Origin of the sequence: Bradyrhizobium sp. AZCC 2176 (genome assembly GCF_036924645.1) — a bacterium.
Taxonomy (GTDB): Bacteria; Pseudomonadota; Alphaproteobacteria; order Rhizobiales; family Xanthobacteraceae; genus Bradyrhizobium.
This window is the reverse complement of sequence record NZ_JAZHRX010000001.1, coordinates 4,363,478-4,387,772: the sequence shown is the minus strand read 5'-3', so window position 1 is coordinate 4,387,772 and position 24,295 is coordinate 4,363,478. Positions and strand designations below refer to the sequence as shown.

The 24,295-nt window shown below is 60.8% G+C and carries 23 protein-coding genes and 1 pseudogene; 10 read left to right on the top strand and 14 right to left on the bottom strand.

Annotated features, from left to right (window positions below; genetic code table 11):
- Positions 1-7 precede the first annotated feature (7 nt).
- The 3 genes from V1288_RS20680 to V1288_RS20670 all read right to left on the bottom strand — a co-directional run bounded on the left by V1288_RS20680 (position 8) and on the right by V1288_RS20670 (position 2,549).
- Positions 8-562 carry a flavin reductase family protein gene (locus V1288_RS20680; RefSeq protein WP_334358794.1) on the bottom strand — a complete coding sequence of 185 codons (555 nt, stop codon included), beginning with the start codon at positions 560-562 and terminating at the stop codon, positions 8-10.
- Positions 563-572: 10 nt separating this feature from the next.
- Positions 573-1,799 (bottom strand): acyl-CoA dehydrogenase family protein, encoded by a 1,227-nt coding sequence (locus tag V1288_RS20675; protein WP_334358793.1) that lies wholly within the window; start codon positions 1,797-1,799, stop codon positions 573-575.
- Positions 1,800-2,246: 447 nt separating this feature from the next.
- Positions 2,247-2,549 (bottom strand): hypothetical protein, encoded by a 303-nt coding sequence (locus V1288_RS20670; RefSeq protein WP_442893970.1) that lies wholly within the window; start codon positions 2,547-2,549, stop codon positions 2,247-2,249.
- Between the two features lie 715 nt (positions 2,550-3,264).
- Between V1288_RS20670 and V1288_RS20665 the strand changes: the two genes are divergently transcribed.
- A complete protein-coding gene (locus V1288_RS20665) occupies positions 3,265-3,450 on the top strand; it encodes a hypothetical protein (RefSeq protein WP_334358792.1) in 186 nt (61 codons plus the stop codon).
- Positions 3,451-3,528: 78 nt separating this feature from the next.
- On the opposite strand, the gene V1288_RS20660 is transcribed toward V1288_RS20665, so the two are convergent.
- Positions 3,529-3,786 (bottom strand): hypothetical protein, encoded by a 258-nt coding sequence (locus V1288_RS20660; RefSeq protein ID WP_334358791.1) that lies wholly within the window; start codon positions 3,784-3,786, stop codon positions 3,529-3,531.
- 240 nt (positions 3,787-4,026) lie between these two features.
- Between V1288_RS20660 and V1288_RS20655 the strand changes: the two genes are divergently transcribed.
- Positions 4,027-4,248 carry a hypothetical protein gene (locus V1288_RS20655; protein ID WP_442894036.1) on the top strand — a complete coding sequence of 74 codons (222 nt, stop codon included), beginning with the start codon at positions 4,027-4,029 and terminating at the stop codon, positions 4,246-4,248.
- Positions 4,249-4,257: 9 nt separating this feature from the next.
- Here V1288_RS20655 and V1288_RS20650 read toward each other — a convergent pair whose 3' ends face one another.
- The 6 genes and pseudogenes from V1288_RS20650 to mddA form a co-directional block, all read right to left on the bottom strand.
- Positions 4,258-4,611 (bottom strand): phasin, encoded by a 354-nt coding sequence (locus tag V1288_RS20650; RefSeq protein ID WP_334358789.1) that lies wholly within the window; start codon positions 4,609-4,611, stop codon positions 4,258-4,260.
- A 477-nt stretch (positions 4,612-5,088) separates the two neighbouring features.
- Positions 5,089-5,295: a hypothetical protein gene (locus V1288_RS20645; protein WP_247780067.1), complete on the bottom strand. Its 207-nt coding sequence runs from the start codon at positions 5,293-5,295 to the stop codon at positions 5,089-5,091.
- A 164-nt stretch (positions 5,296-5,459) separates the two neighbouring features.
- A complete protein-coding gene (locus V1288_RS20640) occupies positions 5,460-6,593 on the bottom strand; it encodes an alpha-hydroxy acid oxidase (protein ID WP_334358788.1) in 1,134 nt (377 codons plus the stop codon).
- Positions 6,594-6,768: 175 nt separating this feature from the next.
- Positions 6,769-8,052: a CaiB/BaiF CoA transferase family protein gene (locus V1288_RS20635; protein WP_334358787.1), complete on the bottom strand. Its 1,284-nt coding sequence runs from the start codon at positions 8,050-8,052 to the stop codon at positions 6,769-6,771.
- Positions 8,053-8,379: 327 nt separating this feature from the next.
- Positions 8,380-8,802 (bottom strand): GFA family protein, encoded by a 423-nt coding sequence (locus V1288_RS20630; RefSeq protein ID WP_334361359.1) that lies wholly within the window; start codon positions 8,800-8,802, stop codon positions 8,380-8,382.
- A 28-nt stretch (positions 8,803-8,830) separates the two neighbouring features.
- A pseudogene (gene mddA / locus V1288_RS20625) lies at positions 8,831-9,605 on the bottom strand (methanethiol S-methyltransferase).
- Positions 9,606-9,747: 142 nt separating this feature from the next.
- Here mddA and V1288_RS20620 point away from each other — a divergent pair.
- On the top strand, positions 9,748-11,304 hold the full coding sequence (locus tag V1288_RS20620) for a winged helix-turn-helix domain-containing tetratricopeptide repeat protein (RefSeq protein WP_334358786.1): 1,557 nt from the start codon (positions 9,748-9,750) through the stop codon (positions 11,302-11,304).
- 21 nt (positions 11,305-11,325) lie between these two features.
- Here the strand turns inward: V1288_RS20620 and V1288_RS20615 are convergent, their stop codons facing one another.
- Positions 11,326-12,378, bottom strand: coding sequence for a hypothetical protein (locus tag V1288_RS20615; RefSeq protein WP_334358785.1), 1,053 nt, complete (start codon positions 12,376-12,378; stop codon positions 11,326-11,328).
- 309 nt (positions 12,379-12,687) lie between these two features.
- Here V1288_RS20615 and bamA point away from each other — a divergent pair, with 309 nt between their 5' ends.
- Positions 12,688-14,952, top strand: coding sequence for an outer membrane protein assembly factor BamA (gene bamA / locus V1288_RS20610; RefSeq protein WP_334358784.1), 2,265 nt, complete (start codon positions 12,688-12,690; stop codon positions 14,950-14,952).
- On the opposite strand, the gene V1288_RS20605 is transcribed toward bamA, so the two are convergent.
- Both V1288_RS20605 and V1288_RS20600 read right to left on the bottom strand, forming a co-directional pair.
- Positions 14,933-15,508 (bottom strand): DUF6456 domain-containing protein, encoded by a 576-nt coding sequence (locus V1288_RS20605; protein ID WP_334358783.1) that lies wholly within the window; start codon positions 15,506-15,508, stop codon positions 14,933-14,935. The genes bamA and V1288_RS20605 overlap by 20 nt on opposite strands.
- Positions 15,509-15,554: 46 nt before the next feature.
- Complete coding sequence (locus V1288_RS20600) at positions 15,555-16,247, bottom strand: GcrA family cell cycle regulator (protein ID WP_334358782.1); 693 nt, start codon at positions 16,245-16,247, stop codon at positions 15,555-15,557.
- 130 nt (positions 16,248-16,377) lie between these two features.
- On the opposite strand from V1288_RS20600, the gene V1288_RS20595 reads away from it, so the two are divergent.
- From V1288_RS20595 to V1288_RS20585, 3 genes are all read left to right on the top strand, one after another.
- Complete coding sequence (locus V1288_RS20595; protein WP_334358781.1) at positions 16,378-17,016, top strand: S24 family peptidase; 639 nt, start codon at positions 16,378-16,380, stop codon at positions 17,014-17,016.
- A 169-nt stretch (positions 17,017-17,185) separates the two neighbouring features.
- On the top strand, positions 17,186-17,461 hold the full coding sequence (locus V1288_RS20590) for a hypothetical protein (RefSeq protein WP_334358780.1): 276 nt from the start codon (positions 17,186-17,188) through the stop codon (positions 17,459-17,461).
- Positions 17,462-17,632: 171 nt separating this feature from the next.
- A complete protein-coding gene (locus tag V1288_RS20585) occupies positions 17,633-18,916 on the top strand; it encodes an OpgC domain-containing protein (RefSeq protein WP_334358779.1) in 1,284 nt (427 codons plus the stop codon).
- Here the strand turns inward: V1288_RS20585 and V1288_RS20580 are convergent.
- On the bottom strand, positions 18,808-20,109 hold the full coding sequence (locus tag V1288_RS20580; RefSeq protein ID WP_334361358.1) for a glycoside hydrolase family 3 N-terminal domain-containing protein: 1,302 nt from the start codon (positions 20,107-20,109) through the stop codon (positions 18,808-18,810). The genes V1288_RS20585 and V1288_RS20580 overlap by 109 nt on opposite strands.
- 288 nt (positions 20,110-20,397) lie before the next feature.
- On the opposite strand from V1288_RS20580, the gene V1288_RS20575 reads away from it, so the two are divergent.
- The 3 genes from V1288_RS20575 to V1288_RS20565 are packed head-to-tail and all read left to right on the top strand — an operon-like array spanning position 20,398 to position 24,213.
- Positions 20,398-21,888, top strand: coding sequence for a DUF4153 domain-containing protein (locus tag V1288_RS20575; RefSeq protein WP_334358778.1), 1,491 nt, complete (start codon positions 20,398-20,400; stop codon positions 21,886-21,888).
- Positions 21,889-21,919: 31 nt separating this feature from the next.
- Positions 21,920-22,624, top strand: a complete 705-nt coding sequence (locus V1288_RS20570) for a response regulator transcription factor (protein ID WP_334358777.1) — start codon at positions 21,920-21,922, stop codon at positions 22,622-22,624.
- Positions 22,624-24,213 (top strand): ATP-binding protein, encoded by a 1,590-nt coding sequence (locus V1288_RS20565; RefSeq protein WP_334361357.1) that lies wholly within the window; start codon positions 22,624-22,626, stop codon positions 24,211-24,213. The genes V1288_RS20570 and V1288_RS20565 overlap by 1 nt, the downstream gene beginning before the upstream one ends.
- Positions 24,214-24,295 lie beyond the last annotated feature (82 nt).

The window sequence follows — 24,295 nt, the reverse complement described above, 5'->3', positions numbered from 1 at the left end:
GACCCGCTCACGAGGACGCGTTGCCATCTCCGGCAGTGAATCGGCCGAAGCCGCCGTGCGCAAACAGCAGCGGTTCCTGTCGATTGTAAGCGTAGGCTTCGACGGCGCCCAGGAAGATGATATGGTCGCCGCCGTAGTACCGATTGGCCGCACGGCATTGGAAATTGGCGACGCTGTCGGTCAACACCGGCGCGTTGCCAAGCCCCGGCTTCCAGTTCACGCCGGCGAACTTGTCGTCCGACGATCTTGCAAACTGCGACGCCAGTGCTTGCTGGGAAGCTCCGAGAACATTGACCGTGAAATGGCTGGCATTCTGGAAGATCGTGAGTCCCTGAGAAAACATCCCGAGACTCCACAAGACCAGCGGCGGATTGAGCGACACCGAGGCAAAGGAGTTGCAGGTCACGCCATACGGCCTTCCATCCGCCGCCATCGCCGTTACGATGGTGACGCCGGTGGCGAACGTGCCAAGTGCCTTGCGAAAATCTCGCGGATCGATCGCCGAATTGTCGCTGGCAAGTTCATTGGCCGGATCGGCCGGATGTTTGGGTGCGTCAGACATCCGCCAGGCCTCAGAGCGTCAGGTTTTCGGACGGCAGGCCAAGCGCCACGCGTCCATAATTGGTTCCCGCCGCATCAAAATTGAATGCGAGGTGCGAATTCACCGCGTGGGCGTCGCGGAACTGCCGCTGCAGCGCGCCTGAGGTGAACAGGCTGCGTGCACCGCTTGCCGCGAACAACAGTGACACGGCTTCGGTGCAGAGGTTCACCGAAAAAGCGCCGTCCCGCCGAAGTCGCGTCTTGCGCGCAAGATCCGGAATATGGCCACGCTTTGCATCATCCATCGCCTCGATACAGTTCGTGCGCATGACGAGGCGGGCCGCGTCGATCTTGGCGGAGGCCTCCGCGATCTTGATTTGGGTCGTCTGCAGGTCGCTGAGTTTGGCACGATTGTAGGTCGACGCGCGGTGCCGCGCGAATTCGACGTAATCATTCAGACAAGCTTGCGCATTACCCAGCCCGACCCCCGATAACACATAAGGAAAGAGAGTGAATACCGGCAGCGCGTACAGCGCGTTTGGGTTGATCATGCTTCCCGGCGTCGGTCCGCCGGTCAGCTCGCTGACCGCGACAGTCATTTTCTCCGCAACAAGGGTATCCTCGACCCATACGTCGTTCGATCCGGTGCCGCACAGTCCCGTCGCATTCCAGGTGTCGTTGATCCTGTACTCGCTTTTGTTGAGCAGGAATATCCGGTATTCGATGCCGTCAGCCTCGTCGTCCGATGACACCACACCGGCAAGCATGTTCCAGTCGCAGGACTCGACGCCCGAGGAGAACGGCCAGTGACCACGAAGGAGATATCCACCACCCACCTTTCTCGCGCGGCCGGCTGGAAAGATGAAGGACGACGCGATCAACGCATCGGCATTCCTGCTCCAGACGGCGTCCTGCGCCTGCCGGTCAAACATGCCCAGCATCCAGTGATGGCTGGCAAGATTGGCGAAGTTCCACGCCACGGAAGCATCCGCCTGCCCCAGCGCATCGGCGCAATCGACCAACGCGACATAGTCAAGCTCGGCGCCTCCAACGCGTTTGGGTTGCACGATCCGGAACAAGCCGGCATCATGCAAATCACGCTCAGTCTCCGGCGGCAATCGCCGAAGCTCTTCGGTCTTTGAAGCACGATCGCGCAATTGCGGAATCAGCGCCTTGGCACGCGCGACCATGGCTACATAGCTGTCCGCACCCGGCCCCGCGGACGAACCTGCATCCAGCTTTCCGTCGCCTCCAGCCATATGTTTCCTCGCCTGCTCCGTTGCTTGCGCCGCCCGAGCTTTGTCAGTCTACCGCCTGACCGCCAATGATCAAGGCGCATGGGAAGCATGGCTACTCCGCCACAGGACGCTGGTCCCAAAAAGGCAAAAAAGGCCGGTGGCCACCGAGACCACCGGCGAATGGAGCAATTTGAGGTACGCGACCGACGCGCGGTTATTTTATGTCCTTGCGCCATAAGGCGTATGCGGCCAGGCCCGGGGCTTCCTGGGGCTGAACAGACGATAGCTCGCGCGGATGAAGTTGTTGGCACCACCCATTCAGGCGCGCACGCGTCCGTAGCTCGCATCAGGCGCAACCGAAGCCGATGTCCGCAATGCCTTCCCAACACAACAAAAATAGCTCGCATTGAAAGTGTGAATTGACGGAATGATACCGGTGAAGGCGACCGGATCCGACACGTCAGCCGATCACTTTCCTAGCGACGCCTTGATGCCGAGCCACACGGCCACGACAAAGCCTGTTATCATCACCGTGATGACTGCCCTGAACATATAGCTCTGTACTTGCTCGACGCCTCTGCGCCAACGCCGCAAGTGCTGAAAATCGGCACGAAGCTCCTTGCGATCATCTTCGTCCATTCCGAAAGAAGTCAATGTCGTCGCGACGGCTTTGAGAACCATTGCATCGATATCGTCTCGACCAATCCTCTGTTGTTCGGCCAGAGTCTCGACGACGATGGCTCTGACATCCGCAGCCTGCATTCTGGTCATCGCTTGATATTCCACGCTAGGTTTTTCAAAACCTTGTTTGGCGCAGAGAACGACACCACGAGATTAGAGATCATCGCCGCGAAGCCGCGGCTGTATCGGTCCTACCGAGGCCAAGTGCTTGTCCTAGATCAACAACTGCTGCGCTCCGGAGGCCTGATCAGCCTCAGCTCAGATGAGTTGCGCACACCTTCCAGTTTGCGCCGTCCTTCTTGGGACTCGCGACACTCATATCGGGATCGGCGAGATGGCTGCCGCTAGAGCCGGCTTCGCGGCTGACATAGGCGGTCTCGCGGCACCGGGACCAGTCACGGGTAATACACTGCTTGCCTTCAGCGAATTCAAAGATTCCAAACAGAAAGCCCGCGACGGATTTCTCCGTGCGGGCTTTGCAATTTTCGCGATGATGGCGTTATGCCGGTGATTTGCCCGACATGTCAAATTGTTTTCGAGTGGTCAAAGAATTGCAGAAAATTCGACGAAGTGGTTTCGACAAATTGAAACCGACCTCCGATTGTTTTGTGAAATGAAAAGCCCGCCACCGTTTCCGGCGCGGGCTCTACAATATCGGTGATGGTGTCAATGTGCACCTGATTTGCCCGACGCGTCAAGTACCGGAGCAAACCAGATTCAGATTGAGCACTGCGACATCGAAACGAAATCGTTGGGCCATGGATGGCGCAACCCACGGCCCAACAGAGCGCAAGGAGGCTGTCGAATGTTTTTCGTTGCTGCCGTGCTCGCGATTCTGTCGGGCGTGTTCTATGCAGCGGGCCGTCACGAGATCGGCTCGCCGGGTGTAGCGATGTGCCAATATGGCAGCCCGTTTTGCGACAATCCTCTGCTCGTGCTGGTGGCTGCAGGGTTGGCTGCGTGCTGGGCTGCATTCGTCAGCGTGCGCTGACGCGCTCGTTCGAAGCCCGCGAATTTCTGTGATGATGCCGTTATGCCGGTGATTTGCCCGACGAGTCGAACGTGCGCTCTACGGCGGCGTAGGGTTAACCGGGTGAACGGGCTTTGGCACGGGTGGCTCCGGCTCCACCTGCAGCTTCTGTTCGGTCGGCATCACCTGTGCACCGGCTGCCCGGGCAGCCTCGCCCGTGGAGCTATAACTCGCCATAAAGGCCGGCTGTACCTTCGGCCTGTTCCATGGCCCATGGTCGACGATCAGCATACCGAGTACGCCGAGAACCGCGACCGCAATCGCAACCTTCAACGGCGCGCCACCACGTCGATTCAAACGATCTTCCGCCAAATGCCTCGCCATTTGAAAATCCGCAGTGATTTTCTCTGACGAAAATAAACCCCGACGACGACGAAAGTTCCCTCATCGATCCAACAGCGATGACTCGGGAACAGATGACTCCTGGAACAAATATCCTGCCTGCGTATTGTCAGGACATCAGCCGTTGCCGGCAAATGCCGAGCGACCGAGTAACAGAACGTGAACTTCGAACCATCAGAGCCATCACAGCCCGGTATGGCGGAACGCGCCATCGACACGGCAACCGATGTTTCGCGAACGCTGACGGAAGTGTCTGCCGCGCTGCAAATCGCGGTCGGTCGTCTCAGCGACGCGATTGCGGCGGCACGGCGGCCGGGAATGCCGCTCGCGACCATCAGCGCGATTACCCGCGAAGCGCCGCTGGCCAGCTTGTTCGTCGCCTTTCTGTTCGGTGTCGCGATCGCACGCCGCCGTTAGCGCGCGTCCTCAGAATTTGCCTTTCGTCGAATCTTTTGCGGCCGATATGACGCCGCCGGTGATCTGACGCATATGTTCGCCGGCGTTGGTGAACTGGCTGCGCAGGAATTCAGACTGGATCCGCATGGCTTCCTGAAGGTCAGTCGCGTGAACCAGCTTTCGAGCATGCTCGAACGCAGCCTTCATATTTTGCTCGGTAAACGATAGCGCCTGCTTGGAAATTTCCGTACCCGCGCCGGGCATCGACGTCATGGATTTGCCGGCGGCATCGAAGAACATGCCGAACGCTTTTTCCGCCTGATCGATGGTTTTCTCGGCCAGATCGCGCAGCTCGGCCGGGACTTCGAGTTTCGGTTCAGTCATGGTCGCTTCTCCAATGTCGACTTTGGCAGGTTAGCACAATTCCCGGCTGCGTCTGCGGCGTATTGGACCGAGGCCCGCCGGCGCATGGACCTCGTCGGCCATCGGCAGCCGGCCGGCCCAAAGCCCGACGAATGGCCTAAGGAATGATTTCCTTCCCCGCGGCCCGTAGCCCTACGGGTGCGGTGCCCGATTCCAATGGTGGCAACAGTGTGGCATAGTGATTCGGTCAGGTTCGACTGTCGGTGGCGTGGCGTCTCTGGTTTTAAGTCTCTCTTGGGACATGGGGATAAAATGCTGCAAACGTTTCGGCCGACGCCAACCTGCACGCGGTTTCAAACCAGCATAGAAATGCCTTGCATGAAATGCGGTGCGCAGATGCGGCTGGCGATGATCGAGCCGCGCGACCAGCATTACGACGTGTTGACCTACCGCTGCACACCTTGCGACTCCGGTGAGAGCTTCCTGAAGACGCGCTGATCACGACCCGTTCAGTACGGCCGTTCCGGCCGGCGTCAGCACGAGGCCTTCGTCGCGCACTTCGACCAGGCCGAGGCCTGTCAATGTCCTCAGATCTTCCTCGCTCACCGGCGACATTTTCAGCCGGCGAGCCTGAATATCCCGCAACGTCCAGCGAAGATCGATTGCTTTCTCGAGGCTGAATTGAGCGAAGGGATTTTCTGCCATTCGCCTGCGACTACTTGACCATGGAGATTAGACTCGTGTTTGGGCGGCGCCATCCTTGGCGCACCAGATAATGCGGAGATGCCCGTTCAGGTTCCCTGACGAGCGATTAACTCCGGAAATGACAGGGCTGGCTTCAGGCGAACGACCGGCGCGGCCGCCCCTTCTCAATAGCGATAGGGCTCGATATCCAGCAACGGAAAGGCGCTGAACACGCTCGGCGGATTCGTCGCGGTCGCCGCATGCAGGTAAGACTTGTCGAGTTCGGCAAGGCGGGTGACGCCGAGCAGCCCGAGACAGCGGATAACCTCATCTTCCAACAGTTCCAGCATCCGCGTGATGCCGGCTTCGCCTGCGGCCGCGAGTGCCCAGCATTGCAGGCGGCCGATGCCGACCAGATCGGCGCCCGAGGCAATCGCCTTCACGATGTCGGTGCCGCGACAGAACGAACCGTCGACCATGATCCTGGCACGGCCGGCAACGGCGTTGACGATTTCCGGCAAGACGTGCATCGCCCCTCGTCCATGGTCGAGTTGGCGGCCGCCATGGTTCGACACATAGATCCAATCCACGCCATGATCGAGCGCGATCGCTGCGTCTTCCGCCGTCGCAATCCCCTTGATCACCAGCGGAATTTTATACTTGTCCTTGATCAGCTTCACGGTCCGCCATTCCAGCCCCTTCTGGAAGTCGCCCCCGGTGGCCCGGATACGGCTTTCGCGGACATACCGCTTGGCGATATCACGCTCGCGCCGGCTGTAATGCGCGGTATCGACCGTCAGGCAGAAAGCGGCATAACCGTTGTCGACGGTGCGGCTGACAATATCTTCGACAAAGGCGTCGTCGCCACGGACATAGAGCTGGTAGATGCGCAACGCATCGGGTGCGGCCTTGGCGGTGCCCTCAAGCCCCGGCTCGGACACCGAACTCAACATGTGAGCGGCGCCGAACTGCCCCGCGCCGCGCGCGACAGCGGCGCCTGAATTTGGATCGAAAATCTCGAGCGCGCCAACCGGCGCAATCATGACAGGCAAACGCAGCCGGCGACCGAAGACCTCGGTAGAGGCGTCGACCTGGGCGACGTTCCTCAGCACACGGGGCCGGAATGCAATCTCGTCGAGCGCTATGCGGTTGCGACGCATGGTGGTCTCGGTCTCCGAGGCGCCAACGATATAGTCCCATGCATTCTGGTTGAGTCGGGAGCGGGCTTTTCGGATGAATTCGTGGAGATTCTGGAATTCTTCACCGCTGGCGCCGAGTTCGACATTCCTCGACGGCCGTATGGGGGTCCCCTCATTCATGCTGCTTCTCTCCCGTTTGGCGGCACATTAGCCGTAGATAAACGAGAAAAGCTACCGCTTTGAAACAGGTTAGGCCTCATGCAAACGCAGGGATGTTATTCGTTTGCAAGATGCATCTGGGTGGAGAATCCTGCGAAGCTACCAGAAACCCTATCATCGCGGCCGGCGCAAATCATCAAACCTGATCAGCGCCGCTCAGGCCGTATTGCCCGCCGTTCCCGAAAGCCCCCGCCTCGGCCAGCCCTGCGATACGCCGCTCATCATAGCCGAGGGTCTTTCGGAGCACTTCCCTAGTGTGCTCGCCGAGCAGCGGCGCCGCCACGGGATCGACGGTTGGCGTCAAGCTCATGTGCAGCGGCGTTTCAATATTGGGGACGGTGCCCGCAGTCGGATGCGGAATCCGGCTGAGACGATGGCGGTCGCGCACTTCCGGCGCGTTGAAACCTTCCTCTACGGTGCGCAGATAGCCGACCGGTATGTTGGCCTTCTTCATCTTTGCCATCCAGTGCTCAAGGCTGTCGCTGGCAAAGATACCGGCGATGATGGCGCGCAGCTTTTCCTTGTTGGCGGTTCGGTTTTTCCTGTGGGCGAACTCGGGATCGGTGACGAGGTCCGGCCGATCGAGCACGTCCACCACGAGTCGGCGGTACAGGCGGTCGTTGGCGCAGGCCATGTAAAGCGGCCCATCGGATGCCTGATAGACGCCGACCGTGGGCGAGCCGTTCGGCGAATTTCCGAAGCGGCCCGGATTCGCGCCGCTGATCAGGTAGGCCATGCCGTAGAACCCGGTCATCGACACGGCGGTGTCGATTAGCGCGACCTCGACCTGCTGGCCGCGGCCCAGCCGGTCGCGGGCGATCAGGGCCAACAGGATCGCGTTGCACGCCGACATGCCTGTCGCCATGTCGACGATCGGCGGACCGGTCCGCACCGGCTCGCCATCCGGAAAGCCGTTCAGCGACATGAAGCCGCTTTCGGCTTGCGTGATCGGATCGAAACCCGGACGCAAGGCGAACTCGCCGTTGCGGCCATAGGCCGAGATTGAGCAATAGATCAGCTTCGGATTGGTCGGCGCGACGGACGCATAGTCGAGCCCGAACTTCTTCATCACGCCGCCGGAGAAATTCTCCACGACGACATCCGCTTTCGCGATCAGTGCGCGCGCGACTTCGAGCGCCGCGGGATTGTTGAAATCGAGCGCAATGCCGCGCTTGTTGCGATTGAGGCTGAGGAAGGCCGCGCTCTCGCCGCCGATGTCCGCATGTTCATAATGGCGGGTATCGTCGCCCCCGTCGGGGTTTTCGATCTTGATCACTTCGGCGCCGAAATCGGCCAGCGTTTGCGTGCAGGCCGGGCCGGCAACGACCCGGGTGAAGTCAACGACCAGCAGGCCATTCAGCGCAGTCGGTTCACCCACTCCGCGCGGCGTTCGCTCCGGCAATTGCGGTCTGGCAGTCATCTCCGGCATTTCCTCTTGTTATTCTGCCTGGCGAAACGAAGGCTCTCGCCACGACAGGCAGCTTCAAGGCTTTTCTTACCGGAACCAGCCGGGCAACGCCAAACCCCGATTTTGCAGGGCGGGACCTGTCGCTGACATAGCTCTTAAGCACCGCACGCGGGGCTGCGGTATTACCCTCCGCGCTGCAGGCCCGGACACGACTGCACGGTCCCCCAAAAAGACGCCGCCCGCCCCCCGGTCTGGTCCGGCAGGCGAGCGGCGCCTTATCGCTGAACTGACACCACCAACGATGTTCGCTGCGCGTTGCGGCTGTAGAAGCCCTCTTTCCTACTCGGCGATCATCTCACCGGAGCCGCCAAGCTCGGCGGGGAAATCCTTCAGCTTGGGCAGCCCATCCCGCATCGGCAGCACCGTCTCGGCGTAATTGACGTGCACGCCGGGCGTGAAGGGGAGCGTCGGAAGGGTTGCGGCAAAGACATCGACCAGTCCGAGCGTCGGATGATTAGTCATCAGATGACCACCGCACTCCGCGCAGTACTTTCGCTGGCTCATCGGGGTCTTCTCGAACGTCGCGACATGTTGCGCCCCGGCCGTTATCCGCACCGCTTCCGGCTTCCAAAGGCTGAACGCGTTCACCGGCCCGCCGGACCACGAACGGCAGGAACGGCAATGGCAATAACCCATTCCTTCCGGCGCACCCGTGACCTGGACCTCGACCGCACCGCAAAAACAGCTTCCGGTATGCTTCATCATTTCTGCCTCCTTAATTGAGAAGTGATCAGGCCGGCCCGCGCCGGGGGAATAGCATGGAAACGCGCTTCCGATAACGGCGATATTCGTCGCCGAACATGCCGACGAGATCGCGCTCTTCGAGCGCTATACCGACGAAGATGTAGGCCGTGGTCACCGCCGCGAACAACAATGCCCGGCGCTCATCGTCGGAGCCGCCCAGAAGGCGATGATGAAGCCGAGATAGATCGGGTGCCGGACAAAACGGTAGAAGAGCGGCGTCCGGAAGACGGGCGCCGGCATCTCGCGGCCGACGAGATTGTTGGCGACCTGATGTAATCCGAACAGTTCGAAATGATTGATCAGGAAGGTGCTCGTGAACACGATCACCCAACCAATGAACGACAGTGTGGCGATCATCATGGCCATTTCCGGCTCCTGGACGTTCCAGAGACGGCCGGCATCGGCCGCCATTGCCAGAACAGCAACAGAAGCGTCAGGCTTGCGCACAGCACATAGGTGCTGCGCTCGACAGACCTTGGAATAAACTGCCTCCACCAGTGTTTGAATAATATACGCGCCATGACGCTATGTTGAATGGCAAACAACGACATCAGCGCGAGATTGACGGCAATTGCTTCGAACATCCCCGATTTCGCGCCGGTATCGATCGCCTTCAGCACGATGAGCCCCGATACGAAGCCGATAGCGTACAGAATCGTCAACAGAAATGTGAGATAGGCCACACCGCCGAACAGAAATGCAGTGAATCTTAGTATTGGATTGCCGGGCATCGCCCGGCCGATGGCTTGGGTTTCCGTCATGATATGACTCCGCTACGGGAAATAGGTTGCAACTCCCGATTTTGGCAGGATGCACGGAGAATGGCACCAGGACTTTGCCTGACGCTTGATCTCATCATGAGACGGACTTGATTGTTTCTTGAGAAAAAATGCGATGGGGCACGTGAAATTCAACTTCGACAATTACATCCTCGACACCGATCTTCGAGAGCTGCGCCGTGGCGGCGAGATGATTGCGATGCAGCCGCAAGTGTTCGACTTGCTGGTTCACCTGTTGAAATACCGCGACCGCGTCGTCAGCCGGGATGATCTCATTGCGCTGGTGTGGGGAGGACGGATCGTCTCGGACTCGACGCTGGACAGCCGGATCAACGCCGCTCGAAACGCGATCGGCGACAACGGCAAGGAACAGCGGCTCATTCGCACTATTCCACGCAAGGGGATTCGCTTCGTCGGCGCCGTGAACGGGCCATGCGATGCACAGGCTGCTTTGCAGGTGGAAACAGAACAACCGCGTCCGGGACTAACGCTGCCCGACCGGCCGGCGATAGCCGTATTGCCGTTCGACAATATGAGCGGCGACCGTGAGCAGGAGTATTTCTCCGACGGAATCAGCGAAGACATCATCACCGCGCTGTCGAAATTGCGCTGGTTCTTCGTGATCGCGCGCAACTCGTCGTTCACCTACAAGGGAAAGCCGGTCCAGATGAAGCAGATTGCCGCCGAGCTCGGCGTACGCTACGTGGTCGAAGGCAGTGTGAGAAGGAGTGGCCATCGCGTGCGCATCACGGCCCAGCTCAACGACACCGCAACGGGCAGTCATATCTGGGCGGAGCGTTACGACCGCGACCTGACCGACGTCTTTGCCGTGCAGGACGAGATCACCGACGCCATCGTCACCGCGATCGAGCCGCAGATCTACGCGGCGGAGAACTTTCGCAGCCGGCGCAAGCCGCCCAACAGCGTGGACGCGTGGGATCTGGTGATGCGCGCGTTGTCGCATCATTGGCGGGTGACAAAGCCTGACAGCCTCGCCGCGCAGGCGCTGCTGGAGCGCGCGATTGCGATCGATCCGGATTACGGCCAGGCGCTGGCCCTGTTCGCGACCAACCATATGTTCGGCGTGCATCTGGGCTGGACCGATCTTGCAACTGCAGCACCCGTCGCCGAGCAGGCGGCATTGGCGGCGATTACCGCCGACAGCGAGGATGCCTGGGCCCACACGGCGCTTGGCAGCGTGTATTTCTCCACACGCCGGCTCGACCGTTCCCTGGCCGAGTTCGAACTGGCGCTCCAGCTCAACCCGAACTTCTCGCTGGCGCAGGGATACTATGCCTTGGCGCTGTCCTATACCGGGCGGTGGACGGACGCCTATGCGGCGACGCAGCGCGCCATCCGCCAGAGCCCGCGCGATCCCTCTTCCGCGATCTATTACGGCGTTGCGGCCTACGCCCAGTTCGTCGGAAGAAACTATCAGGAAGCGATTGCACTGGCGCAGGAAGCGACTCGCCAGCGCGGCGACCTCACCGGCGCCTACCGGGTGCTGACGGTCGCGGCCGGCATGACCGGCCAGATCGAACTCGCCCGGACCGCGCTCCACGAGTTGCGGCGGACGCAGCCTGATATTTCGCTCGCCTGGATCGCGACGCAGTTACCGTGGAAGCTGGACGCTGATCGCGAACATTATCTCGAAGGCTTTCGCCGCGCCGGGCTGGAATGAGCCGCGGCGGTGGTTTGTCTATTACTGCTGCTTTTCCCAGAACGACAGCAATCCCTGCGAGGCCGAACCGCCGATCACGCAGGGAATGCCGACCGCGACCTGCCCTAACGCAGCCGCAGAGACACAACCGAGCGCCACCGCGCCCACCCCGACCTGGCCCCAGAAGCTGAGATCGCGGCGGCTATCGGAGCCCCTGGTCTTGAGTTCATCCACGGCGGCGAGCGCATCCTTGCGGAGCGCTGCAATCTGCACCGTGTCTGCCGCCTCAACCACCTCGGCGAGCGGTGCCTTGACCGCCACCGGCTGTCTGGCAAGTTCGCTGCGGAGATATTGGCGCAAGCTGGCATCGCGGATCGCATAGCTTGCCAATGTGTAGCGCGCCATGCTTCCGACCGTCAGCTTGTCGACCGTGTCGCGGCTCTTGCTCCACGGCAGCATCTGGATGATGCGCTGGATCGGCACATGCGAGCCGGTGGCAAAATAGTAGCCCCACAGGGTATCGAGCAAATCCTGGTTGCTCGCAAACGTCAGCGTCGTGTTCAGCTTGCGCTCGTCCTTGGCGAAGGGATTCTTGGTGAATGCCCCGCGCAGCTTGTCCATCATGCCGGGCTTTACTTCCTCCAGCGGGATGTCGGTCAAGGTCGGCAGCTTGCCCGCGAGGTAGGCGTCGATCATGACCCGCCGCCCCGGCATTCGTGGTGCCACCCGGCGCAGAACGTTTCTCCAGTCGGGCAGGCCCGAATAGGCGATGGCACGGACGATCACCCATTCGTCTTCCGGTCGGACCGGAAAGAAACTGGCAATGAGCTGCTCGGCCTTGGCCGGGTTCGAGCCAATCGCACCCGCGACAAAGCCGAGATAGATTCCGGCGTTCTCCGGCTCCTTGAATGTCTGCGCATGAAACAGCACGCGTACGGCCGCCGGGACATGCGCATAGTCCGGCTTGGCCCGGTAGTTATAAATCCATTGCTGGACGACGCCGAGCGAGGCGCGCGTATCGACTTCCGGCGTCTTCTCTGCCTGCGCCGGCTGGATCAGTATGAGCGCGGCGGCAACGAAAGCTGCATAACGCATGTGATGCTCCTGCAAGCTTAGACGCATGCGCTGTTCGGTGCGCGAGCGTCTTGAGCTCTCTTGATGGTGAAGCATGAAGCGTGCATTGCGACAATTCTGAGAAAATCCGCATTAAGAGAAGACGTCCAAATTGTGGCCCGTCGCGAGCACCTCGCCCGCAACTCACCTTATCCCAGACATTTTTTCGCCCCGCCCGCGCAATTCGATCTCAGGCGATCAACAGGAGCCCCGCCGGACGTGGGGATCAAAGAGATTAGACGCATCACGCAACACCGGCGATCGGCTTGCCGGCTTGCCGGCGCCCTCGGATTGGTTTTCGCGACACCTGTCGTCGCCGAAACCGCACCGCCGTCGCAAGGATCGGTCACCGTCGAGGGCAATCGCCGCGTCGACGCCGAGACGGTGCGCTCCTACTTTCATGCAGGCCCCGACGGACATTTCGACGACGCCGCGCGTGATGCGGCGTTGAAGGCGCTGATTGCAACGGGTCTGTTCGACAAGGTTTCCATCGAACGCGTCGGCGACCGGCTGGTGGTGCATCTGTCCGAAGCGCCTGTGCTCGACCGCGTCGCATTCGAAGGCAACAAGAAGGTCAAGGACACCGATCTTGCAGCCGCCGTCGAAGCAAAGCCGCGCGGGTCGCTGCAACGCACCACGGTGCAAGCCGACGTCGGCCGCATCATCGAGACATACCGGCGTGTCGGCCGCTCCGAAGTCCGCGTCGATCCGCAAATCATCGACCGTGGCAATGGCCGCGTCGATCTCGTCTACGCAGTCACAGAGGGAACCAAAACGCCGGTGCGGCAGATCGATTTCACCGGCAACAAGGCCTTCGGCAAACGGCAACTCAGCGCCGTGATCAAAACCTCCGCCACGCATATGCTGAGTTTTCTGACCGGCGGTGACGTCTACGATCCTGACCGCATCGCACAAGACCAGGAACAGCTTCGGCTTTACTACCGCAGCAAGGGTTATGCCGATGTCAACGTGTCATCGGCCAAGGCCGAGTACGATCCGGCGGCGAAGGGTTTTACGCTGAGCTTCGCAATTGACGAAGGCCCGCTCTATCAATTCCGGGAAGTCAGCGTCGCCTGCAATGTCGCGGGCATGGATTGCGACAAGCTTCGCGCCCTCCCTACCGCGCATCCGGGCGCGGTATTCGACGGTAACGCCCTGGACAAGACTACCGAGCTGCTGGCGATCGAAATGGCAAAGCTCGGCCATCCCTTTGCCCAGGCGACCCCTCACCTCACGCGCGATGCCGCCGCGCAACGTATCGACGTCGCCTTCGTGATCGAACAGGGACCCCGAACCTATGTGGAGCGGATCGAGATCCATGGCAACACACGCACTCGCGATTACGTGATCCGACGCGAATTCGACATCGCGGAAGGCGATGCCTACAACAAGACGCTGATCGACCGGGCCGAACGGCGCCTGAAGAATTTGAACTACTTCAAAACGGTGAAGATATCGAACAGGCCGGGCTCGGCCCCGGATCATGTCATCCTCGATGTCGAGGCAGTTGACCAGGCGACCGGCGATTTCAACGTCGCCGGCGGTTACTCGACCACTGATGGCGCACTCGTCGAGGTAAAGGTTGGCGACCGTAATCTCTATGGCACGGGCAAGAACGTCCAGGCGGCCTTCACCTACGGCCAATATGCGCGCGGGATCAACCTGGCCGCGTCCGAACCCTATTTTCTCGGTACCAAGGTCGCGGCGGGGATCGAACTGTTCGGCCGCCAAAGCGACGCCAACAGCTATCAATCCTACGGCACAACCACCTACGGTGCGAGGCTGCAGCTGGGCACGCCGATCAACGAGCAACTCGGCGTGCAGTGGCGCTACTCGATCTACAATCAGAACATCACGCTTTCGCCGAACAACTCGGGCCTGACACCTTCGCTGGCCGTCCGGCAGGCGGCGGCCGCCGGCCCGACCTGGGTCTCTGCCCCCGGCAGCACGACGACCTACAGCACGCTGGACAATACAAAGAGCCCGACCAGCGGGATCAGGTCGCAGCTCAGCCAGGATCTCGCGGGACTTGGCGGCGATGTGAAATTTCTGAAGACGACGGAAGACGTGCGCTACTACAGATCGATCAACAGCGACCTCGTTGGCATGGTTCGCGCCCAGGGCGGCTACGTCACCGGTTGGGGCGGCCAGCAGGTGCCGCTGATGAACAATTTCTTCGGCGGGCCGACCATGGTGCGTGGATTTGCCCCTAACGGATTCGGCCCGCGCGACCTGACGCCGGGCACCACGATGGATAATGTCGGCGGCAGCGCGTTTTGGGCAACGACCGCCGAACTGCAGAGCGCAATCCCGGGCGTACCCAACGAATACGGTCTCAGGGCCACGGCCTTCGTCGATGCCGGCAGCGTATTTCGCTACAGCGGATCGACGGCGTCGCTTCAGGTCGCCAACAGGAATGTCGTGCGCTCGTCGATCGGCGCAGGCCTGACCTGGGCCTCGCCGTTCGGCGCCTTGACCGTCGACTACGCGGTGCCGCTGAGCAAGGCTGCCTACGACGTAGTGCAGCCGCTGCGATTCAGCGCGGGAGGGTTTTGACGGGGACCGGGTGCTCCGTCGCGAACCCATACAACAGCGCCAGCCGGTCGAGGCATTCGCGGAATCGCCTTGAAAAATAGTCGCTCCAGCGTTTTGTACACAGGCCTCTCCGCTGGCCGACCTGCTCCATGGTCAGCCCCTGGACCAGTACGTCATGCACCAGCGCCGAGCCGTCCGCGCCGAGTTCGCGTTCGGCCCGGTTCAACCGCAGCACGGCCTTGCGTTGGCCCTCGGTGATCGGTTCGCGGCTCTGCCCGCCATCGACATACTCCCGGGTCGGATCGACCGCGCGCGGTCCGCGCTCGGCCTTCTCCCAATCACTCTGGAACGCGCGCCCGGCCTGATATTGCGCCTCGTCGATCTGGCGGTGGGAATGCAGGCGAGCGAGCGGATCGTTGCGGATCGAACGCAGGGCAACGATCTTATCGCCGGGCTCCAATGCCAAGGGATTGTCAACCTCGACGGTTGCGACTTCGGCATTGCGCAACAGATCGCGGGATCTTCGGTCATGTGCCATGGCGGGATTGTGCGGCTTTCGGCGTTTGGTTCTCGGCATCCGATGGACTCCTTGAAGCGGTGGAATTCGGTTGTGACGGCCAAATCTATTCGATTGATGCGCCCGACATCTCGTCACGCAGCAATTCGGATAATTCGTCCCGACAATCGCAGCCGTCTGGCTGAAGACCGATCAGCGCACGCAGATGGGCGATCCGATGGCGGCGCGGCAGCCGTTTCAGCATGTCGGCGACGCACGCGACAGCAACGTTCTTCATGCCGTCTCCACCACCGGTGCTCGCCGGACAATCGGCCATCTCGACCGGATTGCGGCTCAAATGAAAATGCGGCGTGCAGTAACTCGAACTCGGCCGGCGCGGATGACCGCAGAAGGTGATCGCCTCGCTCTCCTGGTCGCCGCCGTAGGGATAGCGGCAATCGCCGCGCTCCAGCTCGATCAGGGAGAGATGCCGCGGCTCGATCGCTGCGCAGCGCAGCTTGACCGGCCTGATCTCCTTGAACACCGGCGCCGTCGGCCAGGGGAGCGCAGACGCGCTGAAAGCGCTGACGCGAGCCTCGCCGATTTCGCGCAACTCTGCAGGCTCCGTGGGCATCGACGGCTTCCGGCGATCGTCCGCCGTCAGCCCCAGGCGCCGGGCGCGCCCGAGCGCAGCACTGCGGGAGTAGGACGTATTGAATCGTGAATTGATCGCTTGCGCGGCCTCCGAATAGGACAGGCCTTTGGCAACAAATTCCCGCAGTGCGTCCGAGTGCTCGGGCGCCCAGTTCGACAGTTCCATTTTGTTGTCCTTGCGGTTGTCAACGCCGCCCGACGTCGGCAATCAATTTCTGATATTCCGAAATAAAAGTCAAGCTTGATTTCGGATAATCGGAACTGCTATCGTTTCTGAAATTCGGAAAGGTCTGACCATGCTGGACATCAGGTTGATCGAACGCGGACTGGAGAAGCCGGGCAAGACCAAGGGTGGATTGGCCACCGCGATGGGCGTTCGCCCTGGCGCGGTTTCCGAGATCCTGTCCGGGATACGCCTGATCAAGGCGTCCGAAATCGCGCCGATCATCGAATATCTCGAGTTGAACTCGGTGCCGATCATGGGCCGCGTCGGCGCCGGCGCCTCGATCGAGCCGGAGCACGAACAGGTGCCGCCGGAAGGCCTCGGCGAAGTCGAACTGCCCTTCCCGATCGCCGAAGAAACCATCGCCTTCGAGGTTGCCGGCGATTCCATGCTGCCGAAGTACGAGAATGGCGACGTTATTGTAGTCTATCGCGAACAGCGTCATCCGCTGTCGAGCTTCTACGGCGAGGAAGCCGCTGTGCGCCTGAAGACCGGCGAGCGCTATCTGAAGACAATCGAGCGCGGAAAATCTCCGACCTCGGTCAACCTCACGAGCTTCAACGCCAAGCCGATCGCCGGCGTAAAGCTGGAATGGATCGGCGAGATCTGCGTCACCCTGCCCAGGGGCCAGATCGAGCGATTGCGTAACAAGGCGGCGGCCCGGGCACGCAAGGCGACAAGGGCGACGGGCGGACGCACGCCAGACAAATAGCAATCGCCGTTGCGATTACCGAATCAACTGATTCGGCATCTGCAACAGTCGCATCGTCATCACGGCACAACAACTTCCGTTTTTCCGAATTTTTACTTGACTGTTTTCCGATTTTCAGAAATACTGCCATCATCGATCCCGACGCACGGGAAGAGGTCAGATCGCCAGCATGCAGTATTTCGTCGTGATGATCGACTATGGCCGCCGCGGTCGCGAAGCTATCGTCGACCCGGAAATCACAAGGCGCGAGGTCATCTCCCGGGTCGCATCGGGTGAATACGGCAATATCAGTTTCATTCACGAAATTGCAGATTGCTCGGTCGAGGACATCACAGACGAGATTCTTAGCGAGGCGGCCCTGCCCGACATCGGCACGAGGGGCGCCGATCTGCAAGCCAACCAGTTCGATCACATCCGCGACTTGCGCAAACACGAGCGGGCGTAACCACGTTCGGCCGCGCCGCGCTATTCCCTCAAAACATTGTGATTGTTCAGCAGGCTTGAATCCCCGAGAGCTTGATTAATTATTCTTCACGCAAAGTCTATTCCGACGGTGCGGACAGTCGCGCTAGATTCGCGATTCGATTCCTCCGACTTGCAAAGTTCTTAACCCACAATGCATCCGTCAATGAAGGCTGAACTCGCTGCGCGCGAAGGCGATCTCCGACTCTGTCTGCTGCTTGGTGTCGCGGCCTGGTTTCTTTTTCTGGATCACGTCCCGCACAATGTGGTCAGCCTACTGACCATGCGCAACTTTGGATTCAGCGGCGCCACCGACCTGTTCGTGTTCGTCGGCGGCTATACTGCCGCCATCCTCTATGGAAGGATGATACTGGAGCGCGGTTTCGTCGTGACGGCAACGCGTATCTTCAGGCGGCTGTGGCAGCTTTACGCCGCCTATATCGTCCTATTCGTGATCTATATCGATCTGATCGGATATGTCGCGCGCCAATCCGCCGCGCCGGCACTTATCGGCGAGTTCAACGTCACGGGAATCGTCGACCATACGATCCGGACGCTGATTCACGGCCTCCTGCTGCAGGCCAAGCCGCTGAACCTCGATGTGCTGCAGCTTTTCATCGTGTTGATGGCGGTCTTCCCGCTCGTTCTGTATGGCATCGTCCGCCGGCCGAACGCCACGATGGCGGGTTCGATTGTTCTATACCTCGCAGCCTGTCAATTCGACTGGAATCTGTCTTCGTTTCCGGATGGACGCTGGAATCTCAACCCGTTCTGCTGGCAACTCCTGTTTGTGCTCGGCGCCTGGCTTGCCCTGAGCGGCGCTGATCAGATGCGCACCCTGCATACGCTTCAGAATCTCCCCGTCCTGCGCGCCGCAGCGTGGCTGTACCTGCTCCTTGCCCTGGCGGTGACGGTGGCAATGAAATTTCCCCAGACCGGTATCCTCCCGGATCTCCTGCACGGCGTCTTTGTTCCCAACGACAAGGAAAACCTTGCCCCTCATAGGGTGGTTCACTTTCTCGCGCTGGCTTTTCTGTTTAGCTACATGGTGCCGCGAGACTGGTCTGGCTTCCGGTGGCAAGTGTTGCAGCCGGTCATCACATGCGGCCAGGAGTGGCTGGCGGTCTTTTGCGCCGGGGTGTTTCTATCGTTTGCCGGACATCTGGTCCTGATCACGGGCCCGGATTCGCTCGCCATGCAGGTCCTGGTCAGCCTCGCCGGAATTTTGATCATGACGGGCGTGGCCTACTACGTATCGTGGTCCAAGCGACAAGATCACAAGCCCGCATTCCGGACCGAGACAATAACGAGGTTACCCGCACCCGCCCCTCAATCTGCGGGGAATGCACCTTTCAACCGCGCCTCGCTCGCGCCCAGCATGGCTGCGTCGAGCCTTCCCTCGGCCGACGCCACCACGGCGCACGTAAAGATGCGATAGAACTGCGCGCCGTCGAAGGCGACCAGCAGCAGATCGACGCCGGCATTGAGCGCCTCGACCACCGCCGTGCAGACATTGCGTTGATAGATCGCCCCCATCACGAGGTCGTCGGTCATGACGACGCCCTGATAGTTCCATTTCCTGCGAATGATGCCGTCGACAACCCGTTTGGAATGCGACGCCGCACGGGCCGGATCGACAGAAGTTAGCGTCACATGCCCGATCATCAGTTGCGCTTTCGAGCCAGCCAGCACCTTTCTGAAGGGAATCCAGTCCGATGCTTCGAGTTCGTCGAGCGACGTATCCAGTTCGGCGCTGAAATGATGGGTATCGGTCCGCACGCGTCCGAGCCCCGGAAAATGCTTGACCGCCGCGCCGACGCCTGACGCTTCCAGCCCGCTGACATAGGCTCGCGCTATATCGGCAACGACAGCCGGATCATCGGAAATCGCGCGATAGCGGATCAGCGTGTTGAAATCGAGCCGGTTGCGCTTCATCTCGGGGCGCAAATCCAGCACCGGCGCAAGGTTCAGGTTGACGCCAAGCGCCGCCAACTCCTGCCCGTGAACGCGCCCAAACGCCTCTGCCTTCTCGGCGCGAATATCCGGCGCAAGGCTCGCAAGCGTCGATAACGCCGGCAATCTGGTCAAGGGCGGCGCCAGATGCGATACGATGCCGCCTTCCTGATCGGCGGCTACGATCAGAGGCGGCAAGCCGGCCGCGCGCCGCTTTTCCTGCAGCGCCGCGATCTCGTTTTTCAGACGCGCCGCCGTCGATCCCGCGACATTGTGCCTGGTGATGTAGACGCCGGAGATCAGGCCCTTCTCGGCAAGAGCTGCCACCTCCGGGAATGACGAGTACCCAACGATAAAGTGCCGCCCAAGGCTGCGCGCCTGCGTAGCATCGGTCTGCAGGACGTTCCGCTTGCGCCATTCAAACGAAGTATGCGCGCCGAGCATCGCCAGCGACGGCAGGCACCACAGCAGAATGAGCAACCGTCCGGCGATGCCTCGCCTCCAATAGCCGCCGCGGATAAGGATAGCGATGGCGATGATGCTCGCCGCGGCCAGAACAATGTTTCCCGGCCCCCGCAGCGCAATCAGATAGGGATCGTTCTTGTTGACGGCTGCGAAAATGAAGACCGGTCCGGCGAGCCAGACGAGGATGATGCCGATACGCTTGAGGATTTGCATGAAGAGGTGGGGCTTGCGGATACGGACGAGACGATTGCCCGTATCAAACTTGTCCCACATGCGCGAGCGCATAAGCGCGTCTGCACGGAAACTGCATAAGAATCCTGAACTCTTGCAGAGGGTGCTCCACGCAATTGCACAACCGCGTCGGATAGTTCGGGCTGCAAACCAGGGGCGACTGATCGAATGCCTGTTCCCACACGACTAGCTAACGACGGTTGGTGGCTATGCCAGCCTGCCAGCACGAGGCTGGTTTGCAATTTTTCCGTTCAAACAGGTAGCGCAATAATGGCCGATTTCACCGCGCCGGCACCCAATGCCGATTCCGTTCAGGAAGGCATCTTTCCAGTCAAAGCCGCAATTGTTCTCGCGCTGGCTGTGCTGGCCGACTGGCTGTTCTACGGGCACGGCATTGGAATATCGGCCGCCATCTTTGCGGTCGCCTTGGCCTGCGGCTCGCTGCTGGCCAATCTCGCAACCCTGAACCGAATGCAGGTCTTGCTGGCAGGCGCTCTCCTGCTGGGAGCCCTTGTCCCTGCCGTGGAGGAATTCAACGCCGCGTCTCTGACCTTCATGGCGCTGGCGCTGGGCGTTGGCCTGCTGCTGACGACCAATCGCGATCGGCACGGTCTCGGCGAGCGAGCCGCGGCGTCATGCGATCTCTACCTGCTCGGCCCGTTCAGATTGTTCCGCGATGCCATCGCTGCGTTCAACCTGCCGGCACTGAAGACCGGGTTTGCCGTGTGGTTCATTCCGATCGTTCTCGGCGGCATCTTCGTATTTCTGCTGATATCGGCCAATCCATTGCTCGAGAAGTGGATCAGCCTGCTGAACCCGGGCAACACGGCCCCTTACGTCAGTCTCGGGCGCGTCCTGTTTTGGACTGTGACGCTGTCGGTCGTATGGCCCTTTATCCACGTCTGGTGGAGCGGTAAGCGGGAGGTGCCGGCAGGCTTGGCCGAAGCGGCTACACTGGCGCAGAGAATGTCATCGGGCCGAAACGACTTCTTCGGTGCTGCGACGATCTTGCGTTCGCTGATCCTGTTCAACTTGCTGTTCGCCGTTCAAACCGTTCTGGACGTCGCCTATCTCTGGGGCAATGCGACCTTGCCCGCCGATATCAGCTACGCTTCATATGCGCACCGGGGCGCCTATCCCCTCATTGTCACGGCGCTATTGGCGGCGGGCTTCGTTTTGGCCGCCATGCGGCCCGGTGGGCCGGCGGAGCAATCGAGGGTGATCCGGCCGCTGGTCTATCTATGGGTGGCGCAGAATGTCCTGCTGGTGCTGTCATCGATCTTGCGTCTCGATCTCTATGTTCAAATCTATCTGCTGACCTGGTGGCGCGTCGCGGCTTTCATCTGGATGGTACTGGTCGCGCTGGGGCTCGTGCTGATCGTCGCCCGCATCGTTCTGAACCGCTCGAATGACTGGCTGATCCGCGCCAACCTCATCACCCTGATGGCGACGCTCTACATCTGCTCGCTGGTCAATTTCGCGGCTGTCATCGCCGACTACAATGTCGGCCACAGCCGCGAAGCCGCTGGCAAGGGCGTGTGGATCGACATGAACTATCTGTTTTCCCTCGGACCGCAGGCATTGCCAGCCATCGACCGGGCCCGTGCCCTTCGCGGGTTCGATCCCACCCTTGTTTCCCGCCGTGGTTGCCTTGTAGAACAGCAACGGAAAGAGATGGCATCCTGGCGCTCCTGGGGCTTTCGGAGTTGGCGGCTCCAGCGCACCCTGGACGCCCAACCGAAGAGTTCGACCACAGGCTAGTTTGACCGCAGGATTGTGCCGGGAGAGACGTTTGACGCACCGCATTCTCATCGTTGACGACGACCTGCACATACGCGAGGTCATCCGTGTTGCACTGAAGAAGGCCGGAATGACCGTCTTCGAGGCGCGCGACGGCAAGGAAGCGTTGACCCGCTTTGCCGGCGACAGGCCGGATCTGATCATTCTGGATATCGGCATGCCGGAATTCGACGGCCTCGACGTCTGCCGCGAAATCAGAAGGTCCTCGGACGTTCCGATCCTTTTTCTCTCCGCCCGCGACGACGAGATCGATCGCGTGCTGGGTCTGGAGATCGGCGGTGACGATTATGTCACCAAGCCCTTCAGCCCGCGCGAACTGGTGGCAAGGGTGAACGTCATCCTGCGCCGCATCGCATCGCGCGGGCAGGATACGAAGGCGTCCGCGGCCGCGCTGTCGCAAGGCAGGCTGTCCGTCGACCCCGACCAGCATCTCGCGAAGTTTGCCGGCACCCCGCTTCGGTTGACGGCCATCGAATTCGGAATTCTCAGGGCATTTCTGACACGGCCGACGCTCGTCTTCAGCCGCGAGCAGATCATGAGCGCCGCCTATCAGCTCAACATCCAGGTGTCGGACCGCACCATCGACAGCCACATCCGCAATATCCGCGCCAAGCTGTCCGCCGTGAACTGCGACAACGTCATCGAAACCATTCACGGGGTCGGGTTCAAGCTCGGGCGATGCGAGCCGCAGGCATGATCCCGCGCGCACGCGATAAATGGCGGCCGTCATTGGGATTGGTCATTTTCGCCGTGCTCGCCTCCGTGGCGACGCTGCCTCTGGTCGGACTGTTTTTCTTCCGCCTCTACGACAACCAGCTCATCCATCAAACCCAGGCTGAGCTGATCGCTCAGAGCCGCGTGCTGGCGGCGGTCTATGCGCGCGAAGTTGAAGCTCGCCTCGCCGGTGGCATCGCGCTCGGCGCAGAAATTTCGTCCGAAGCCCGCCCTGACCGGGAAGACCAGCTAACGCCGATCCGCCCGGGGCTCGACCTCGCTGCCGGCGCCGACCTGCTGCGGCGACGGCCCAATGCGCTTCCGGCGAGCACGCCTGCGGCGACGGCGTATATAGAGATCGGCGCGCGGCTGATGCCGATCGTTCTGGAAACACAGAAGGTCACACTGGCCGGATTCCGGATCCTCGATCCTCGCGGCGTCGTGATCGCCGGCCGCGACGAGGTCGGCCAATCGCTCGCTCATATCGAAGAAGTGGCTGCGGCGATGCAGGGACAGTATCGAGCGGCCTTGCGAATTCGCAAACCCGACAAGCCGCCGCCGCCGATCTACTCGATCAGCCGCGGCGTCGGCGTGCACGTGTTTTCGGCGATGCCTGTGGTCGTCAACAACCACGTGGCGGGTGTCATCTATACGTCGAGAACGCCGAGCAATATCTTCGATCATTTCTACCAGGAGCGCCGCAAGTTCATTCTGGCAGGACTTACGGTCATTCTGGCGACCGTTCTGATCGGCCTGATCTTCTCCCGAACCATCACCCGTCCGATGCGCGAGCTGGTTGATCGCGCCGCGCGCATCAGTCGTGGCGATCGCGACGCATTTCAACCCCTCGCCCACTACGGCACGCGCGAGTTCGCCCAATTGTCGCACAGCTTCCTCGACATGGCCGAGCAACTGGCGCGACGGTCGGACTACATCGCGACCTTTTCGGCGCACCTCACCCATGAATTGAAGTCGCCGCTGACATCGATCAAGGGCGCCGCTGAATTGCTGCTGGATTCACTGCAAAGCCAATCCGACAATCTTACCCGGATGGAACAGAAGAATTTCATATCGAACATTCTGGGCGACACCGGGCGCCTGGAGGCCATGACTCAGCGGTTGCGCGAACTGGCCCGCGCCGAAACCGCGCCGCAGAACGAACACACCGAACTGTCGCAGGTGATCGGCGGATTGAAGAGCCGCTTTCCGACACGTACGATCGACGCAACCGGATGCCTCGACCGCTCGATCGGCATGTCCAGCGAAAAGGCCCTGATCGTGCTGTCGCACCTGACCGACAATGCCATCCGCCACAACGCAAAGAGCGTCCGGCTCGAAGCCGTCGCCGAAGAGGCTTTCGTCAAGATGACCGTCAGCAATGACGGCGAGCCGATATCCGAAGCAAACCGGGAAAAGATTTTCGATGCGTTCTTCACGACGCGCCGCGACACCGGCGGCACCGGAATGGGACTTTCGATCGTCCGGGCTGTGATGACCAGCCACGGCGGATCGATCCGGCTGTTGCCGTCGAACGAAGGCGTCACGTTCGAGTTGCAGTTTCCGGCTGCTTAGCCCCCTTCTGCCAGTACATCTCTCATGTTAGCCAATGCTGCGAAGACTCGATAAGACAACATCTTACGGCGTCGACTTTTTA

Bases quoted from the DNA above. Each gene is read 5' to 3' on its own strand.
- V1288_RS20680 (WP_334358794.1), bottom strand. From the start codon at position 562: ATGTCTGACGCACCCAAACATCCGGCCGATCCGGCCAATGAACTTGCC.
- V1288_RS20675 (WP_334358793.1), bottom strand. From the start codon at position 1,799: ATGGCTGGAGGCGACGGAAAGCTGGATGCAGGTTCGTCCGCGGGGCCG.
- V1288_RS20670 (WP_442893970.1), bottom strand. From the start codon at position 2,549: ATGACCAGAATGCAGGCTGCGGATGTCAGAGCCATCGTCGTCGAGACT.
- V1288_RS20665 (WP_334358792.1), top strand. From the start codon at position 3,265: ATGTTTTTCGTTGCTGCCGTGCTCGCGATTCTGTCGGGCGTGTTCTAT.
- V1288_RS20655 (WP_442894036.1), top strand. From the start codon at position 4,027: ATGGCGGAACGCGCCATCGACACGGCAACCGATGTTTCGCGAACGCTG.
- V1288_RS20650 (WP_334358789.1), bottom strand. From the start codon at position 4,611: ATGACTGAACCGAAACTCGAAGTCCCGGCCGAGCTGCGCGATCTGGCC.
- V1288_RS20645 (WP_247780067.1), bottom strand. From the start codon at position 5,295: ATGGCAGAAAATCCCTTCGCTCAATTCAGCCTCGAGAAAGCAATCGAT.
- V1288_RS20640 (WP_334358788.1), bottom strand. From the start codon at position 6,593: ATGAATGAGGGGACCCCCATACGGCCGTCGAGGAATGTCGAACTCGGC.
- V1288_RS20635 (WP_334358787.1), bottom strand. From the start codon at position 8,052: ATGACTGCCAGACCGCAATTGCCGGAGCGAACGCCGCGCGGAGTGGGT.
- V1288_RS20630 (WP_334361359.1), bottom strand. From the start codon at position 8,802: ATGAAGCATACCGGAAGCTGTTTTTGCGGTGCGGTCGAGGTCCAGGTC.
- V1288_RS20615 (WP_334358785.1), bottom strand. From the start codon at position 12,378: ATGCGTTATGCAGCTTTCGTTGCCGCCGCGCTCATACTGATCCAGCCG.
- V1288_RS20605 (WP_334358783.1), bottom strand. From the start codon at position 15,508: ATGCCGAGAACCAAACGCCGAAAGCCGCACAATCCCGCCATGGCACAT.
- V1288_RS20600 (WP_334358782.1), bottom strand. From the start codon at position 16,247: ATGGAACTGTCGAACTGGGCGCCCGAGCACTCGGACGCACTGCGGGAA.
- V1288_RS20595 (WP_334358781.1), top strand. From the start codon at position 16,378: ATGCTGGACATCAGGTTGATCGAACGCGGACTGGAGAAGCCGGGCAAG.
- V1288_RS20590 (WP_334358780.1), top strand. From the start codon at position 17,186: ATGCAGTATTTCGTCGTGATGATCGACTATGGCCGCCGCGGTCGCGAA.
- V1288_RS20585 (WP_334358779.1), top strand. From the start codon at position 17,633: ATGCATCCGTCAATGAAGGCTGAACTCGCTGCGCGCGAAGGCGATCTC.
- V1288_RS20580 (WP_334361358.1), bottom strand. From the start codon at position 20,109: ATGCAAATCCTCAAGCGTATCGGCATCATCCTCGTCTGGCTCGCCGGA.
- V1288_RS20575 (WP_334358778.1), top strand. From the start codon at position 20,398: ATGGCCGATTTCACCGCGCCGGCACCCAATGCCGATTCCGTTCAGGAA.